We start from the raw sequence: 14,211 nt of genomic DNA, 5'->3' as shown, positions 1-14,211 counted from the left end.
CCCGGCCGGAACCGGTGGCATGTTCTAGAAGTCTCACAGGTTCCGGCTGATGACGGGCACGACGTCTCGCTCCCCGAGCGTCGTGCCCGTTCTCTTGTTTGGCTCTCGGTCGCAGTCGGGAGTATCCCCGGACCAGGCGAATGCCAGGGACGCAGAAGGCGGAAAACCATGACCACAACCCTGATCGTGCTCGTGCACCCTGCCCCGGACTCCTTCAATGCCTCCTGGGCGAAACAGACGGACACGAGCTGCAGTTCCCTGGGTGACGCAGTGCTCTGGTCCGATCTCTATGGCCTGGGCTTCGACCCCGCCGAACGGTCGTCTCATTACCCGGCAGACAGCGTGAGCGCGCCATATGACGTGCTCAGGACCCAGCAGGCGGCGTCAGAAGCGGGCTGCCTGCCGGAGGCCGTGCAAGACGAAATCGACAAGGTCCGCGCCGCCGACCGGATCATTGTCCATTTCCCGGTCTGGTGGTTCGCGCCGCCGGCCATGCTCAAGGGCTGGTGCGAACGGGTTCTCGTCAACGGCGGGCTGCACGACACCGGCAACCGGTTCGACACCGGCCGCTTCCGCGGCAAATCCGTCCTGTTCTGCGCGACCACGGGATCGAGACAGGCGGAAAGTGCCCACAACGGCAAGGAAGGCGATATCCAGATGCTGCTCTGGCCCCTCGCCTACACCTTTCGCTACCTCGGATTTGACGTCTTGACGCCGAGGCTCATCCACGGCGTGCATGGCTACCACAAGGGTACCGCCAGGCACGATCTGGAAACCCGGCTGAGGGCGGAACTTGCCGGCCATCACGACACCATCGCCCGTTACGACGCCCTGCCGCGCCTGAGTTTCAACGCCGATGACGATTTCGACCGGGGCCGCTTGCGCTCCGATGCTCCGAGCCATTCGCGCTTCATACGGCACGAGCCGTGAGCCTTAACCAGCCAGGTGCCATCGTCGGTTTCCGGTTGCAACCTGCCGACCCGATGTCCCCCGCCAGCATCCGGCGTGCATCCGGTCCGGAACCTTCTTTTTCCTGTCGGGATGACGACGGGCTGTTTTGAGCTAGAATGCCCAAGGGTTAATTGCGATTCAGCGAGGATTTCATGCGCGGTTCCATCTTTCTCATCTTCGGTGTCTTCCTCCTGGCCGCGACGCCGGCATGGAGCGCGAGCTGCGGCAACGGCCCGGCCGGGTTCGACGCATGGAAACAGGCATTCATTGCCGGATCCGCGCAGCACGGCCTGAAGCAACGGGTGGTGCAGCGGGCCCTGAAGGATGTCCGCTACAATCCGAAGGTGGTCCGGCTGGACCGCAACCAGAAATCCTTCAAGCTGAGTTTCGAGCAGTTCTACGCAAAGCGCGTCAACAACGCCATGATCCGGCGCGGACAGAAGCTCGGCAAGACCTATGGCCGGATCTTCAAGGGCATCGAGCGCAAATACGGCGTTCCTGCTCCCGTGATCCTGTCGATCTGGGGCCTGGAGACCAATTACGGCAGCTTTTCCGGCAACATGCCGGTGCTTCAGTCGCTGGCCACGCTAGCCTATGACTGCCGCCGCGCCAGGTTTTTCACCAACGAGCTGGTCAACGCCCTGATCATCGTGCAGCGCCGGGACATGACGCCCGCCGAGATGAAGGGAGCCTGGGCCGGCGAAATCGGCCAGACCCAGTTTCTGGCCTCGTCCTACGTCAAATACGCTGTCGACTACGACCGCAACGGCCGCCGTGACCTGATCCGCTCCATCCCGGATGTGCTCGCCTCAACGGCAAACTACCTTGCCAAACACGGCTGGCGCCGGGGTCAGGGCTGGGCACCGGGCACTGCGAACTACAAGGTCCTGCAGAAGTGGAACAAGGCCGGCGTCTACGTGAAGGCGATCTCGGTCATGGCGGCCAAGATCGGCGGCTGAGGTGGACGTTCAGACTTGACAATATCTGCGGCTCAGGCAGCCTGATCCGTCATACGGTTGCAATCGCGGCGGCGCAAAATCCCTGCGTCAGTATGGCATGCGTCAGCAAGGCATGCGCCCTACGGGGACGCCGCCCCGCGAGAACACGCGGCCGCAGCCGAACAGGAGCATTGTCATGTCCATCTTGAAAGACGTATCCCTCTCGCGCCGCGGCCTGCTGACGGGAGCCGCCGCGACCGGCCTTGCCGCGGCCCTTCATCCTTATTCCGTGCTTGCGAGCGACGGCACCGCGCACATCCGGTTGATGGAAACGACCGACCTCCACGTTCATGTGTTTCCCTATGACTACTACGGCGACCGCCCGGTCGACACGGCGGGTCTTGCCCGCACGGCCACGCTGATCCGGCAGATCCGCGACGAGGCCACCAATTCGGTTCTCGTCGACAACGGCGACTTTCTGCAAGGCAATCCGATGGGCGACTTTGTCGCCTATGAGCGCGGCCTGCGCGACGGCGACGTCCACCCGGTCATCAAGGGCATGAATGTCCTGAATTTCGACGCCGCCACCCTTGGAAACCACGAATTCAACTACGGTCTGGACTTCATGATGAAGGTCCTGTCCGGCGCCAAATTCCCGGTCGTCTGCGCAAATCTGGTCAAGGGCACCACGCTCGCCGGCAACGCCCGCCAGGATTCCCTGTTCCTGAAGCCCTACGTGATCCTCGACAGGCAGGTCACCGACGGCGCCGGCAACAGCCATCCCCTCCGGATCGGCTTCATCGGCTTCCTTCCGCCGCAGATCATGAGCTGGGACCGCCGCCACCTGGAAGGCAGCGCCAACACCCGCGACATTGTCGATACGGCAAAGGCATTCGTGCCGGAAATGCGCGAACAGGGCTGTGATCTGGTGGTCGCGCTGTCCCATTCGGGTATCGATGCCGGCAGCGCCACCGACGGCATGGAGAATGCATCGCTGCACCTGGCGGCGGTCGAGGGCATCGACGCGGTCTTCACCGGCCACCAGCATCTGGTGTTCCCCGGTCCGGCCTATGAAGGCCTGCCGGGTGTCGACAGCCAGAAGGGAACCTTGTTCGGCAAACCCGCCGCCATGGGCGGTTTCTGGGGCTCCCATCTCGGGGTGATCGACCTCATGGTCGAGCGCGACGGCAACGGCTGGCGCGTCGCCAACTTCATGACCGAAGCCAGGCCAATCTATGAAAAGGAAGGCCGCACGGTCACGCCGCTCGTGGACAGCCAGCAGGATGTGCTCGACGCCGTGCGGGAAGATCACGAAGCAACGCTTGCCTATGTGCGCCGTCCGGTCGGCAAGACCTCGGCACCGCTGCATTCCTATTTCGCGCTGGTCGCCGACGATCCCAGCGTCCAGATCGTCTCCAGGGCACAGATCTGGTACATCGAACAGATGCTCAAGGGCACCGAATGGGAAGGCCTGCCGGTGCTGTCCGCCGCCGCGCCTTTCAAGGCAGGTGGACGCGGCGGTCCGGACTATTACACCGACGTGCCAGTCGGAGATGTTGCCATCCGGAACGTCGCGGATCTATATCTCTACCCCAACACGGTGCGCGCGGTCGCCATCAAGGGCAGCACCGTCAAGGACTGGCTCGAACGCTCCGCAGGCATCTTTTTGCAGGTGGAACCGGGCAAGGCCGACCAGCCGCTGATCAGTCCGGACTTCCCCAGCTACAATTTCGACGTCATCGACGGCATCACCTATGAGATCGACCTCACCCAGCCGTCTAAGTTCGACCCGAAGGGCGACCTGGTCAATCCCGAGGCCAGCCGCATCGTCAATCTGGCGTTCAACGGCGCGCCCCTTGATCCCGACCAGACCTTCGTGGTGGCCACCAACAACTACCGGGCCGGGGGCGGCGGAAATTTCCCCGGCATCACCGACGATGTCGTGGTTTTTGTCGGGCCCGACACCAACCGGGACGTTCTGGTCCGCTACATCGTGGACCAGGGCACGATCAACCCGTCCGCGGATGCCAACTGGGCCTTCCGTCCTGTCGCCGGCGCCACGGTGCTGTTCGAAACCGGCCCGGGCGGCGCGGAGCATGCCGCATCCGTGAAGGGCGTGCGGATCGAACCGGCCGGCGACGGCGCGGACGGTTTCGCGCAATACCGGATCACTCTCTGACCACACGGTCCCGGCAAGGGTCAGAGCAGCGGAAAACAAAAAACCTTCCCTGACAGGGAAGGTTTTGAAAGGAATTCAGGTTCGCCGAGCAAGCGGCAAACAGGCCGTTTTCTGGAAGTCAGTCGTCCCGGTACACTTTTTCCCGGCGCTCATGCGCCTCCTGGGCTTCGATCGACAAGGTCGCGATCGGACGGGCCTCAAGGCGCCTGAGAGAGATCGGCTCACCGGTCTCTTCGCAGTACCCGTAACTCCCGTCCGCAATACGCTCCAGGGCGTCATCGATCTTGGAGATCAGCTTGCGCTGACGATCCCTGGCCCGCAACTCGATGGAGCGGTCCGTTTCTGACGACGCGCGGTCCGCGAAGTCGGGATGATTGGTGTTTTCTTCCTGAAGATTTGTGAGCGTTTCCTTGCTCTCTTTCAGGATCTCGTCTTTCCAGGCAAGCAGCTTGTTTCGAAAATATTCGCGCTGCCCGTCATTCATGAACGGCTCGTCTTCTGAGGGTCGATATTCAGACTCAATTTCAACCGACATCGATAGCTCCGGATTCCCGTTATGCCGGGCGCAATATATAGCCGGTTCCGTCAGCCTACAACGGTTCATTTATTAAAAAAGGCAGAATGGAAAACCTATATCTTTCAGAGCCTTGCGTAAATTTCAAACGATTTCACGGCAAAATTGAACCGTTTCGCACACCTGTCAGTCCGTGAATCGGCCGAGCTTGGCCAATTCGACTTTGACCCGCAATTCGATCTCTTCCAGCACCGAATCGATCTGTTGGTCACCGCTTGGCGGACGGCTCGCAACCTGACTGGCGAGCAGTTCCAGTCGGTCCTCGGAGACCTGGCCTGCCAGCAGATCGGTCTTCACCGACTCCAGCGTGTCGAGCAGCGAGTGGCCATGCCGCGTGGCCCGGGAACGGCGTTCGGCGCGTTCATCCACTTCCTGCAGGGCCAGCAGCGCATCCATGCCCTGGATTGCCGCCCCGCCCGCGGTCTGTGACGAGTGCGCAACTTCCGCGCCCATGTCCGGCGCGAACTGGTCCGCTCCCGCGGAAGCCTTCTTCTTTGCGCCTTTCCCCTGCACACCGGTAATGGGTTTGTTGCTGGTGATACGCATCATCGACCTTTCAGTAGGAATGACGGCAATCGTGACCTGATCACGGCAACGCCTGTCAGTTTCTGCCGGGAAGGGTAAATGAGTCCTTGTGACGGAGGCAATATTTGCCGGGCCACACACACAACTCTTTAACCCGTCTCAACAGTTTTGCGTGGATAGGCTGGCAATGATAGCAGCATTTGGCGCAGAATCCGGTCAGATTGTGTGAAAGAACCGTATTCACCGGAAAAGTGGCACGGCTCTCGCATTGCAAAAGCCCAGACAGGACCTCCGGCACAGCTGGCCGGACTTCAAAATGGCGGACCAGAATTAGCTAATGCGATATCTCGGTGAAAAGATTTCCGGAAAAGTCGGTCGGCGCGTGCTCGCTGCCGCAGCCCTGGCATTTGGACTGGTCGCGGTGCTGGTTCCGGCGCACGCCGCGTCACGGATCAAGGACATTGCCGATTTCGAGGGCATTCGTGAAAACCAGCTGATCGGTTACGGCCTGGTCGTCGGTCTGAACGGCACCGGCGACTCCCTGAACAACTCTCCCTTCACCCAGCAGAGCCTGCAGGCCATGCTGGAGCGGCTGGGCGTCAACACCCGCAACGTCGATCTCAACACCGATACCGTTGCCGCCGTGATGGTAACGGCCAACCTGCCGCCCTTTTCCACCCAGGGCACGCGGATCGACGTGAATGTCAGTTCCCTCGGAGATTCAGAATCCCTGCAAGGCGGAACACTGCTTGTGACCCCCCTGGTCGGTGCGGACGGTGAAGTCTACGCCATCGCGCAGGGCTCTGTTGCCATCGGCGGGTTCTCGGCCCAGGCGGACGCGGCCTCGGTCGTTCGCGGCGTGCCCACGGCCGGCCGCATCGCCAATGGCGGCCTGGTCGAGCGGGAGTTGGACTTCAAGCTCGCCTCGCTAACCACGCTGAGACTGGCCCTGCGCAACCCCGACCTGACCACCGCACGGCGCGTCGCGCTGTCCATCAACGAACTGATCGGCCTGCCGACCGCCGAACCGCTTGATCCGGCAACCGTGCGCCTGGATCTGCCGCAGCAGTATGACGGCAACATCGTCGATCTTCTGACCGATATCGAGCAGCTCATCGTCGAGCCGGATCTTGCCGCCCGCATCGTGATTGACGAGAACTCCGGCATCATCGTGATGGGCCAGGACGTAAAAGTGTCCATGGTGGCCGTTGCCCAGGGCAACCTGACGGTGACGATCGCGGAAACCCCTCAGGTCGTGCAGCCTCTGCCGTTCGCGAACGGCGAGACCGCCGAGGTGCCGCGTTCGGAAGTCACGGTCAACGAGGACGGCACGAAACTCGCGATCGTTCCGGAGACAGTCACCCTGAAACAGCTTGTCGACGGCCTGAACGCCCTCGGGATCGGACCGCGCGACATGATTTCCATCCTGCAGGCGATCAAGGCTTCCGGCGCCCTGCAAGCCGATATCGAGGTGCTGTGATGATGCAACAGGTCTCGCCCCAGATGACAACCGCTGCGCTTCAGTCCGACCCGCAGGACGCCCTGCGCGGGGTCGACCGCAGCAACAAGTCCGCCGTCCGGGATGCGGCCGTGGAATTTGAGGCCGTGTTTCTCAACACCATGCTCCAGAGCATGTTCACCGGCCTTGACGAGGGCGGCACCTGGGGCTCAGGCCACGGGGCGGATGCCTGGCAGAGCCTGTTGATCGACGAATACGCACGCTCCATCGCCGAAACCGGCGGCATCGGCCTCGCCGACAGCGTGGAACGCGAACTGCTTGCATTGCAGGAGGGGTCACGATGACCGCACAACCCAACGCCAATACCTTTCCCTTTTCACTCGAGCGGCCCAACAGCCAGCCGGATGCGGAGAGTTTCTGTTCCGCCCTGTCCGGCACCATGGAAGCGCTGCTTTCGGTCATTGAGATGGAAACGGATCTGGTGCGGGCGGGCAAGCTCAAGGAAGCCGGCGAATTGCAGCCGGACAAGGCGCGCCTGATCCACGAATACACGCGCGGCATGATGACCGCCAAGGACCATGCGGTTGCACTGGGCAACCTGGCCCCGGCCGCGACGCAGAACCTGCGCCGCCAGCACGGCGAATTTCAGCCGGTCCTGCGCATCAATCTGGCGGTTCTTTCCACCGCGCGCGATGTCGCCGGTTCCATCGTTTCCACGGTTGCCAAGGTGGCCGGGGCCAGGAACCCAACCGCGCCGACCACCTATGGCAGCAACGGCTCGGCGCCCACAGGCCCGCAATCGGCTCGCGGGATCGCGATCAACCAGTCGCTTTAGGCAGCGCTCACGATCAGCGCGTCGAAGACGGTGCCCCCCCCAACGCAGGTCGAGCGCGGGAGGCGGCCGGACAGGCCGCTGATGGGTGGCGTCTCCTGGTTTGGCCCGGCCATGTGAAAGCTGCTGATACCCTTTGAAATGGCGCCGGAGGGTACAAGACGACATTTTGGAACGGCTCCAGACGGATAAGCCGGGTTCGCTAAAATTCTAATCATTCCGTGAACGGAACATTCATTCCCTTACGTTAAGTTGGGCCTTGAACGGGTAATCGTATCAACCGCCCGGAGGGAATGATGCTGGACACGGGATTGGCCCGGCCGCCATCGCCGACCTACACGGCGATCACGCCGGCAACACGGGCTTCGGAACAGAACGAGCCGTCCTCCAAGACGGAATTGCCGGTCGAAGAAACGGTAACGCCGTCGACGGAAACGGACAACAGCCAGAGATCCGCGAACAACGAACGCGATCAACGTTCGCTTGCCGAGCAGCTTGCGCCGACCGTCGAACGCCAGAACGTGATCGATCCGGACAGTGAAAGCCTCGTCTACGTCGCGACCAACACGGAAACGGGTCAGGTCGTTCGACAAATTCCGAGCGAAACACTGTTGCGCATGCGTGCCTATGCGAAAACCGTCGAAACGCAACAGACGCAGGAACCGGCTCAGCCGTTCCAGCGCGTCGTCTGACACTGCACAACACCAGCCGCGACAAACAAGTCACCGCCTGACAGTGTCTCAAGGTGCGCTCCGGCCCACCTGACAGCTCCCGGCTGCTCGAACGGCGACATGATCTGTCCGCCAGGCCATGTCGCACCAGGCCGGTTGGTTTCCCCCTTCCCCCGCCGCAGGCAATCCGGAAAGTCGACATCCGGCGGTTTCCAGTTCCTTCCGCCTGTTCCGGGCCCCTCCCCGATTTGCCAACCCCGTTTCGCCAGGCTCGTTTGTCTCCCCAGTTTTGCCGGCTCCGTTTTTCCAGCCTTGCAAAGCGCCCGCGCAAGCCTGCCCGCACTATTTCTTCCGGCCGGCCGGTTTCGATCCGGCTGTCCGAAAGACCCCTGTTCTGGTGAGTGGGACAGCGAGCCGCCGGGACGCGTTAAGACCTTTGGCGCAAAGGCGCCGGTTCTGACCGGATTGCGACCGCACGCGGGGGATTTCCCCGCCCGATCGACGGGCTTGGGGCACACCGGCAGGCAAACAGGTCGAATCTTCCAGGCATTTGAAATCAAAAGCTTTTACGGAATCGACCTTCAGCTTTACTTAGGCAGTTTTACGGGCTGTTAAGGTTAACATGTGCTAACCACGTTTCTTTAGAAATTGTTTCAGCAAACCACGGATAGATGAGCGCCGGATCCAGGAAGGATCCTTGTATCTTGTACTCCTAGAAAGGAAACATTGTGAGCGATATCACTCTCTCCAGCGCAGTTCGCGCAAACCTGAACACCCTTCAGTCCACCGCCGATTTCATGTCCGATGTCCAGAACAAACTGGCCACCGGTAAGAAAGTGAACTCCGCACTGGACAATCCGAACAGCTTCTTCACGGCTTCCGGCCTGACGTCCCGTGCAAACGACCTGTCCACTCTGCTGGACGACATGGGCCAGTCGGTTCAGACCCTGAAGGCTGCGGATGAAGGTATCTCCAGCATCACCAAGCTGGTTGAATCCGCCAAGGCGAAAGCCAACCAGGCGCTTCAGTCCCAGAGCCAGTACGAACGCAAGCAGTTTGCGGGCCAGTACAACGACCTCCTCACCCAGATCGAAGATCTGGCCAAGGATTCCGGCTACAAGGGCAAGAACCTGCTCGCCGGTGACGGCAACGAGCTCACCACGATCTTCAACGAAGACTCCACGTCCAAGCTGAAGATCGACGCAGTCGACTACACCGACAGTTCCCTGTCCACCGGCCTGAACCTTTCGGATCTGGAAGAAGGCCAGGGCGCGACGACTTCGTTCACCCTGCAGGGCGGCAAGTCCACCATCACCCTGACGGACGGCACCACGACGCTGAACTCCAGCTCCACGCTGTCTGATTCCAACGTGATCTCCACCACGACCACTCTGGAATTCGTGAACGCGATCGAATCCCCGAACGCTGTCATTGGCGGCTCCGGGTCGGTGACCGCCGGCGCAAGTGTTCAGGACCTGGTTGACGGACTGAACGACATTGCAGGTGTTCGTGCCGAGTTTGACGACACGTCCGGTGAACTGACCATCTACAGTGATCAGGACTTCCACATCTCGGATACGGTTGACACGCACTCCGCTGCCCTGTCGACCTTCGAAGTCGCAGCAACGGCACTGGCCACCTCCACGTCGCTTCTGGCCGATACCGGTTCGTTCGCAGTTGGTGACACGCTGACGCTGACCGACGGCAACGGCTTTGAACTTGGTGCTCTGGAAATCGAAGACGACACCTCCGTTGACGACCTGGAAAACTTCGTCAATGACTTCCAGGGTGTATCGGCATCGTTCAACTCCTCTTCGGGGCGTCTGGACATCACCTCCGAGGTCGACCTGTCCCTGACCAGTGACAACGATGACTTTGCAAGTGACGGCTTCACGGCCAACACCTCCGGTGTTTCGCTTTCAGCGATCTCCGACAGTGGCTTTGCAACGGATTCCGACATCAACCGCACGGTTGACCGTCTGAACACGGCGCTCAGCTCCCTGCGGACACAGGCGTCTGAATTCGGTACCAATCTCTCCATCGTGGAAAACCGTCAGGACTTCACCAAGAACCTGATCAACACTCTGGAAGAAGGTTCCGGCCTCCTGACCCTGGCAGACACCAACGAGGAAGGTGCGAACCTTCTTGCTCTGCAGACACGTCAGAGCCTGGCATCCACCTCGCTGTCCTTCGCGGCACAGGCGGATCAGAACGTTCTGCGTCTCTTCTAAGAACGAAGACGACAAAAAACACGGGAAAGCGGGCTTCGGCCCGCTTTTTCTTTTTTGGGGTCCGGCCCCTGCGAACCGGTGCCCAATCGCGCCAATCAGCCTGCCCCCCTGCCCGTGACAGCCGCAGACGCAGCCTCAGACGCAGATCTCGGCGCATAAACGCCTTGTGCTTCCAGTCCGCAAAAGGCGGATCCGGCAGAACAACAAGCGCCCGTCAAAAAAATTTTCCGATTCCTCTGTCCGGAGCCGTCTCGCTTCGGCCGGCCCATCAGATTCAGCGGAAATCCGCGCCCGCAGCAGGGACATCTGCCGGCCATCGCCGCTTTTCGGCATTTATCACAATGCGATTTCCACGACCCGCGCAGCCTCGATAAACGCAGCGTCCTTCGCGATTCCTGGCAGGCATCGACAGCACGACAACGCTCTGCCAATCCCAAAATTCAAGCGCTTAACCATTGATTAAGGTTAACGGAGAATGATCGTCCTCAACCTGCTCAGGAAGAGCAGTCGTACATTGTGACCCAGGAAAGGGATATTCAGATGGCGGACATTACTCTGTCTGCTGCCGTAAGGCAGAACCTCCTCACTCTTCAATCCACCGCTGATTTCATGGCAGGCGTCCAGAACAAACTGGCCACCGGTTTGAAGGTCAATTCCGCGCTGGACAATCCGAACAGCTTCTTCACGGCTTCCGGCCTGAACTCCCGCGCCAGCGACCTGTCCACCCTCCTGGAAGACATGGGCCAGTCCTTGCAGACCCTGAAGGCAGCCGACAAGGGCATCCAGACCATCACGGATCTGGTCGAGACCGCCAAGGCAAAGGCCAACCAGGCCCAGCAGACCCAGAGCCAGTATGAGCGCAAGCAGTTTGCCGAGCAGTACAATGGCCTGCTCGAGCAGATCGAAGATATCGCGAAGGACAGCTCCTACAAGGGCAAGAATCTTCTCGCCGGCGAAGGCAACGACCTCACCACAATCTTCAACGAGGACTCCACGTCCAAGCTGAAGATCGACGCGGTCGACTACACCGACTCCTCTCTGTCCACTGGTCTGAACCTTTCGGATCTGGAAGAAGGCCAGGGCGCGACGACCTCGTTCACCCTGCAGGGCGGCAAGACCACCATCACCCTGACGGACGGCACCACGACGCTGAACTCCAGCTCCACTCTGTCTGATTCCAACGTGATCTCCACCACGACCACTCTGGAATTCGTGAACGCGATCGCATCCCCGAACGCTGTCATTGCCGGTGCCGGTACGGTGACCGCAGGTGCGACAGTTCAGGAGATGGTTGACAGCCTGAACGGCATTGCAGGTGTTCGTGCCGAGTTTGACGACACGTCCGGTGAACTGACCATCTACAGTGATCAGGACTTCCACATCTCGGATACGGTTGACACGCACTCCGCTGCCCTGTCGACCTTCGAAGTCGCGGCAACGGCACTGGCCACTTCCACGTCGCTTCTGGCCGATACCGGTTCGTTCGCGGTTGGCGACACGCTGGCACTGACGGACGGCAACGGGTTCGAACTCGGCTCACTGGAAATCGAGGACGACACGACGGTCGATGATCTCGAGAATTTCATCAGTGACTTCAATGGTGTTGACGCGGCCTTCAACACATCCTCGGGCCGCCTGGACATCACCTCCGAAGTCGACCTGTCCCTGACCAGTGACAACACTGATTTCGCTTCCGACGGCTTCGCAGTCAACACGAGCGGCGTCAGTTTGTCGGCAATATCCGACAGCGGGTTCGCGACCGACTCCGACATCAGCCGGGTTGTCGACCGCCTGAACACCGCTCTCGGCAACCTGCGCTCCCAGGCGTCCGAATTCGGTACCAACCTGTCCACTGTAGAGATCCGTCAAGACTACACAAAGACGATGATCAATACTTTGCAGGAAGGTGCAGGACTTCTGACCCTGGCCGATACCAACGAGGAAGGCGCGAACCTCCTGGCCCTGCAGACCCGTCAGCAGCTTGCCTCGACGTCCCTGTCCTTCGCCTCTCAGGCCGATCAGACAGTGCTATCCCTCTTCTAGGAAAGCAAGAATCAGCCGCGCGGCTGATTCACCAAAACGGCACCTGGAAACGGCGGATCATTGGTCCGCCGTTTTCGTTTTCAAACGCAAGCGTACTTTGGAAACATCGATTTTCTGCATATTTTCAATGTCTTGCAAGAAACCTTTTGGTAACTTTTATTTACAGTAAGTTAACCTGCGCATCAGTGATTAACTTTCTATTCAGATTTGCGACGAGGGCACATGGCTCGACCTTGCGGTCTTGCAAGCCACTCGTGGTGTACTGAATAGGAAACGGTGAAGTCTGATGCCTGATATTGTTCTTTCAAGTGCCGTCCGGGACAATCTCCTGTCACTTAAACAGACGGCTGACCTGCAGTCGATCACGCAGACGCGGCTGGCGACCGGCCTCAAGGTCAACACCGCGCTCGACAATCCCAACTCCTTTTTCACCGCACAGTCCCTGAATGACCGGGCCAGCGACCTGACCAAGCTGCTCGACAACATGGGACAGGGCGTCCAGACCATCCGGGCCGCGGACAAGGGCATCACGTCGATCACGAAGCTGGTCGAGACAGCCAAGGCAATGGCCAATCAGGCGCTGCAGACCTCGAGCGAATACGAGCGCAAGCAGTTCACGGCCCAGTACAACGATCTGCTTGAGCAGATCGAGGACATGGCGCGGGATTCCAGCTACAAGGGCAAGAACCTTCTGGCCGGTGCCGGCAACGAACTGGAAGTCATCTTCAACGAGGACAGCACGTCCAACCTGACGGTCGATCCGGTCGATTTCACGGACACCTCGCTGGATGACGGGCTGAACCTGGACGATCTCGATCCCGGTGGCACCGGCACGTCCTCCTTCAATCTTTACGGCGGCACCACGCAGTTGACTCTCACCGGCTTGCAGGCGTCGTCGAACCTGAGCGATCTGGGCGACTGGTCTGTCGGCGACGTGGTCACGGTGACCGACTCCTCCGGGACCACCAACCTCTCGATCGGCACGACGATCACCACCGTGCAGGATTATGTCGACGCCCTGAACGATATGAGTGGGGTTCATGCGAGCTTCGACGAAGATACCGATTCGATCACCATCGTGTCCGGCCTCGACAATCCGCTTTACGTTTCCAAGGACGCGGCCGGTGGCGGCACGGCCACCGACGGTGGCGCAACCGGCGGCACGACATCGACGCTGTCGGTCACCCCGCTGAGTTCGACCGCCACCCTGATCTCCTCCGGTGGCTTTCAGGCAGGCGACACGATCACAATCACCGACGGCAACGGCTTCGAACCGGCCTCGCTAGAACTGGATGACGAAACGACCGTCAGCGATCTGGTCACCTTCATGGATAACGTGAAGGGTCTGGACGCCACCTTCTCCGGCGGCGGCATCAGCCTGATCGGCGAGGTCTCCTTCAGCATCTCAAGCGACAACGTCGACTTCAACCGGATGACGCTGGGCAGCGCCACGAGCACGGTGGACCTGGCGGCGGCGGCTTCCGAGTTCAAGACCGACACGGATATCAACCGGACCCTTCAGGCGATCAACGCGGCCCTGGACGAGCTCCGGTCAGCAGCCCGGCAAATGGGCACGGCGCTCTCCACGGTGGAGATCCGAACGGATTTCACCGAGAACCTGATCAATACGCTTGAAGTCGGCGCCGGTGAACTCACCATTGCGGACATGAACGAGGAAGGGGCCAACATGCTGGCCCTGCAGACACGTCAGCAGCTCTCGTCAACCGCTCTGTCGCTTGCGAACCAGGCGGACCAGAGTGTTCTCAGCCTGTTCGGTTAACATCGAGGGCTTGTATCATTAAGGTATC

Annotated in this window: 12 protein-coding genes; 10 read left to right on the top strand and 2 right to left on the bottom strand. The window is 60.4% G+C overall.

Annotated elements, in window-relative coordinates; translation table 11 throughout:
• Nucleotides 1-168 precede the first annotated feature (168 nt).
• The 3 genes from AC0VX3_RS10800 (at nucleotide 169) to AC0VX3_RS10790 (ending at nucleotide 4,068) form a co-directional block, all read left to right on the top strand.
• The gene (locus AC0VX3_RS10800) at nucleotides 169-930 is read left to right on the top strand and encodes an NAD(P)H-dependent oxidoreductase (RefSeq protein WP_475524708.1); all 762 of its coding nucleotides are present in this window, start codon (nucleotides 169-171) and stop codon (nucleotides 928-930) included.
• 173 nt (nucleotides 931-1,103) lie between these two features.
• Nucleotides 1,104-1,910 (top strand): lytic murein transglycosylase, encoded by an 807-nt coding sequence (locus AC0VX3_RS10795; RefSeq protein ID WP_475524707.1) that lies wholly within the window; start codon nucleotides 1,104-1,106, stop codon nucleotides 1,908-1,910.
• A gap of 175 nt (nucleotides 1,911-2,085) precedes the next feature.
• The gene (locus AC0VX3_RS10790) at nucleotides 2,086-4,068 is read left to right on the top strand and encodes a bifunctional 2',3'-cyclic-nucleotide 2'-phosphodiesterase/3'-nucleotidase (RefSeq protein ID WP_475524706.1); all 1,983 of its coding nucleotides are present in this window, start codon (nucleotides 2,086-2,088) and stop codon (nucleotides 4,066-4,068) included.
• Between the two features lie 118 nt (nucleotides 4,069-4,186).
• On the opposite strand, the gene dksA is transcribed toward AC0VX3_RS10790, so the two are convergent.
• Entirely contained in the window at nucleotides 4,187-4,603 is a 417-nt protein-coding gene (dksA, locus tag AC0VX3_RS10785) for an RNA polymerase-binding protein DksA (protein ID WP_342892087.1), read from the bottom strand.
• A 165-nt stretch (nucleotides 4,604-4,768) separates the two neighbouring features.
• On the bottom strand, nucleotides 4,769-5,191 hold the full coding sequence (locus AC0VX3_RS10780; protein ID WP_342892086.1) for a flagellar assembly protein FliX: 423 nt from the start codon (nucleotides 5,189-5,191) through the stop codon (nucleotides 4,769-4,771).
• A 313-nt stretch (nucleotides 5,192-5,504) separates the two neighbouring features.
• On the opposite strand from AC0VX3_RS10780, the gene AC0VX3_RS10775 reads away from it, so the two are divergent.
• From AC0VX3_RS10775 to AC0VX3_RS10745, 7 genes are all read left to right on the top strand, one after another.
• Entirely contained in the window at nucleotides 5,505-6,647 is a 1,143-nt protein-coding gene (locus AC0VX3_RS10775; protein ID WP_342892085.1) for a flagellar basal body P-ring protein FlgI, read from the top strand.
• Nucleotides 6,647-6,970 carry a rod-binding protein gene (locus AC0VX3_RS10770; RefSeq protein WP_475524705.1) on the top strand — a complete coding sequence of 108 codons (324 nt, stop codon included), beginning with the start codon at nucleotides 6,647-6,649 and terminating at the stop codon, nucleotides 6,968-6,970. The genes AC0VX3_RS10775 and AC0VX3_RS10770 overlap by 1 nt, the downstream gene beginning before the upstream one ends.
• Complete coding sequence (locus AC0VX3_RS10765) at nucleotides 6,967-7,461, top strand: flagellar protein FlgN (protein ID WP_475524704.1); 495 nt, start codon at nucleotides 6,967-6,969, stop codon at nucleotides 7,459-7,461. The genes AC0VX3_RS10770 and AC0VX3_RS10765 overlap by 4 nt, the downstream gene beginning before the upstream one ends.
• A gap of 293 nt (nucleotides 7,462-7,754) precedes the next feature.
• Nucleotides 7,755-8,150, top strand: a complete 396-nt coding sequence (locus AC0VX3_RS10760) for a flagellar protein FlaG (protein WP_342892082.1) — start codon at nucleotides 7,755-7,757, stop codon at nucleotides 8,148-8,150.
• A gap of 707 nt (nucleotides 8,151-8,857) precedes the next feature.
• On the top strand, nucleotides 8,858-10,360 hold the full coding sequence (locus AC0VX3_RS10755) for a flagellin N-terminal helical domain-containing protein (RefSeq protein WP_475524703.1): 1,503 nt from the start codon (nucleotides 8,858-8,860) through the stop codon (nucleotides 10,358-10,360).
• Nucleotides 10,361-10,900: 540 nt separating this feature from the next.
• A complete protein-coding gene (locus AC0VX3_RS10750; RefSeq protein WP_475524702.1) occupies nucleotides 10,901-12,403 on the top strand; it encodes a flagellin N-terminal helical domain-containing protein in 1,503 nt (500 codons plus the stop codon).
• A 286-nt stretch (nucleotides 12,404-12,689) separates the two neighbouring features.
• The gene (locus AC0VX3_RS10745) at nucleotides 12,690-14,183 is read left to right on the top strand and encodes a flagellin N-terminal helical domain-containing protein (protein WP_475524701.1); all 1,494 of its coding nucleotides are present in this window, start codon (nucleotides 12,690-12,692) and stop codon (nucleotides 14,181-14,183) included.
• Nucleotides 14,184-14,211 lie beyond the last annotated feature (28 nt).

The sequence above is a fragment of the Roseibium sp. QJM3NY_11 genome (genome assembly GCF_056173175.1).
The sequence above is the reverse complement of the archived record's forward strand: the minus strand, read 5'-3'. Positions and strand labels throughout refer to the sequence as shown.

Excerpts from the sequence above, each read along its gene's own strand:
- AC0VX3_RS10800 (WP_475524708.1), top strand. The coding sequence starts at position 169 with ATGACCACAACCCTGATCGTGCTCGTGCACCCTGCCCCGGACTCCTTC.
- AC0VX3_RS10795 (WP_475524707.1), top strand. The coding sequence starts at position 1,104 with ATGCGCGGTTCCATCTTTCTCATCTTCGGTGTCTTCCTCCTGGCCGCG.
- dksA (WP_342892087.1), bottom strand. The coding sequence starts at position 4,603 with ATGTCGGTTGAAATTGAGTCTGAATATCGACCCTCAGAAGACGAGCCG.
- AC0VX3_RS10760 (WP_342892082.1), top strand. The coding sequence starts at position 7,755 with ATGCTGGACACGGGATTGGCCCGGCCGCCATCGCCGACCTACACGGCG.
- AC0VX3_RS10780 (WP_342892086.1), bottom strand. The coding sequence starts at position 5,191 with ATGATGCGTATCACCAGCAACAAACCCATTACCGGTGTGCAGGGGAAA.
- AC0VX3_RS10770 (WP_475524705.1), top strand. The coding sequence starts at position 6,647 with ATGATGCAACAGGTCTCGCCCCAGATGACAACCGCTGCGCTTCAGTCC.
- AC0VX3_RS10775 (WP_342892085.1), top strand. The coding sequence starts at position 5,505 with ATGCGATATCTCGGTGAAAAGATTTCCGGAAAAGTCGGTCGGCGCGTG.
- AC0VX3_RS10790 (WP_475524706.1), top strand. The coding sequence starts at position 2,086 with ATGTCCATCTTGAAAGACGTATCCCTCTCGCGCCGCGGCCTGCTGACG.
- AC0VX3_RS10765 (WP_475524704.1), top strand. The coding sequence starts at position 6,967 with ATGACCGCACAACCCAACGCCAATACCTTTCCCTTTTCACTCGAGCGG.
- AC0VX3_RS10745 (WP_475524701.1), top strand. The coding sequence starts at position 12,690 with ATGCCTGATATTGTTCTTTCAAGTGCCGTCCGGGACAATCTCCTGTCA.
- AC0VX3_RS10750 (WP_475524702.1), top strand. The coding sequence starts at position 10,901 with ATGGCGGACATTACTCTGTCTGCTGCCGTAAGGCAGAACCTCCTCACT.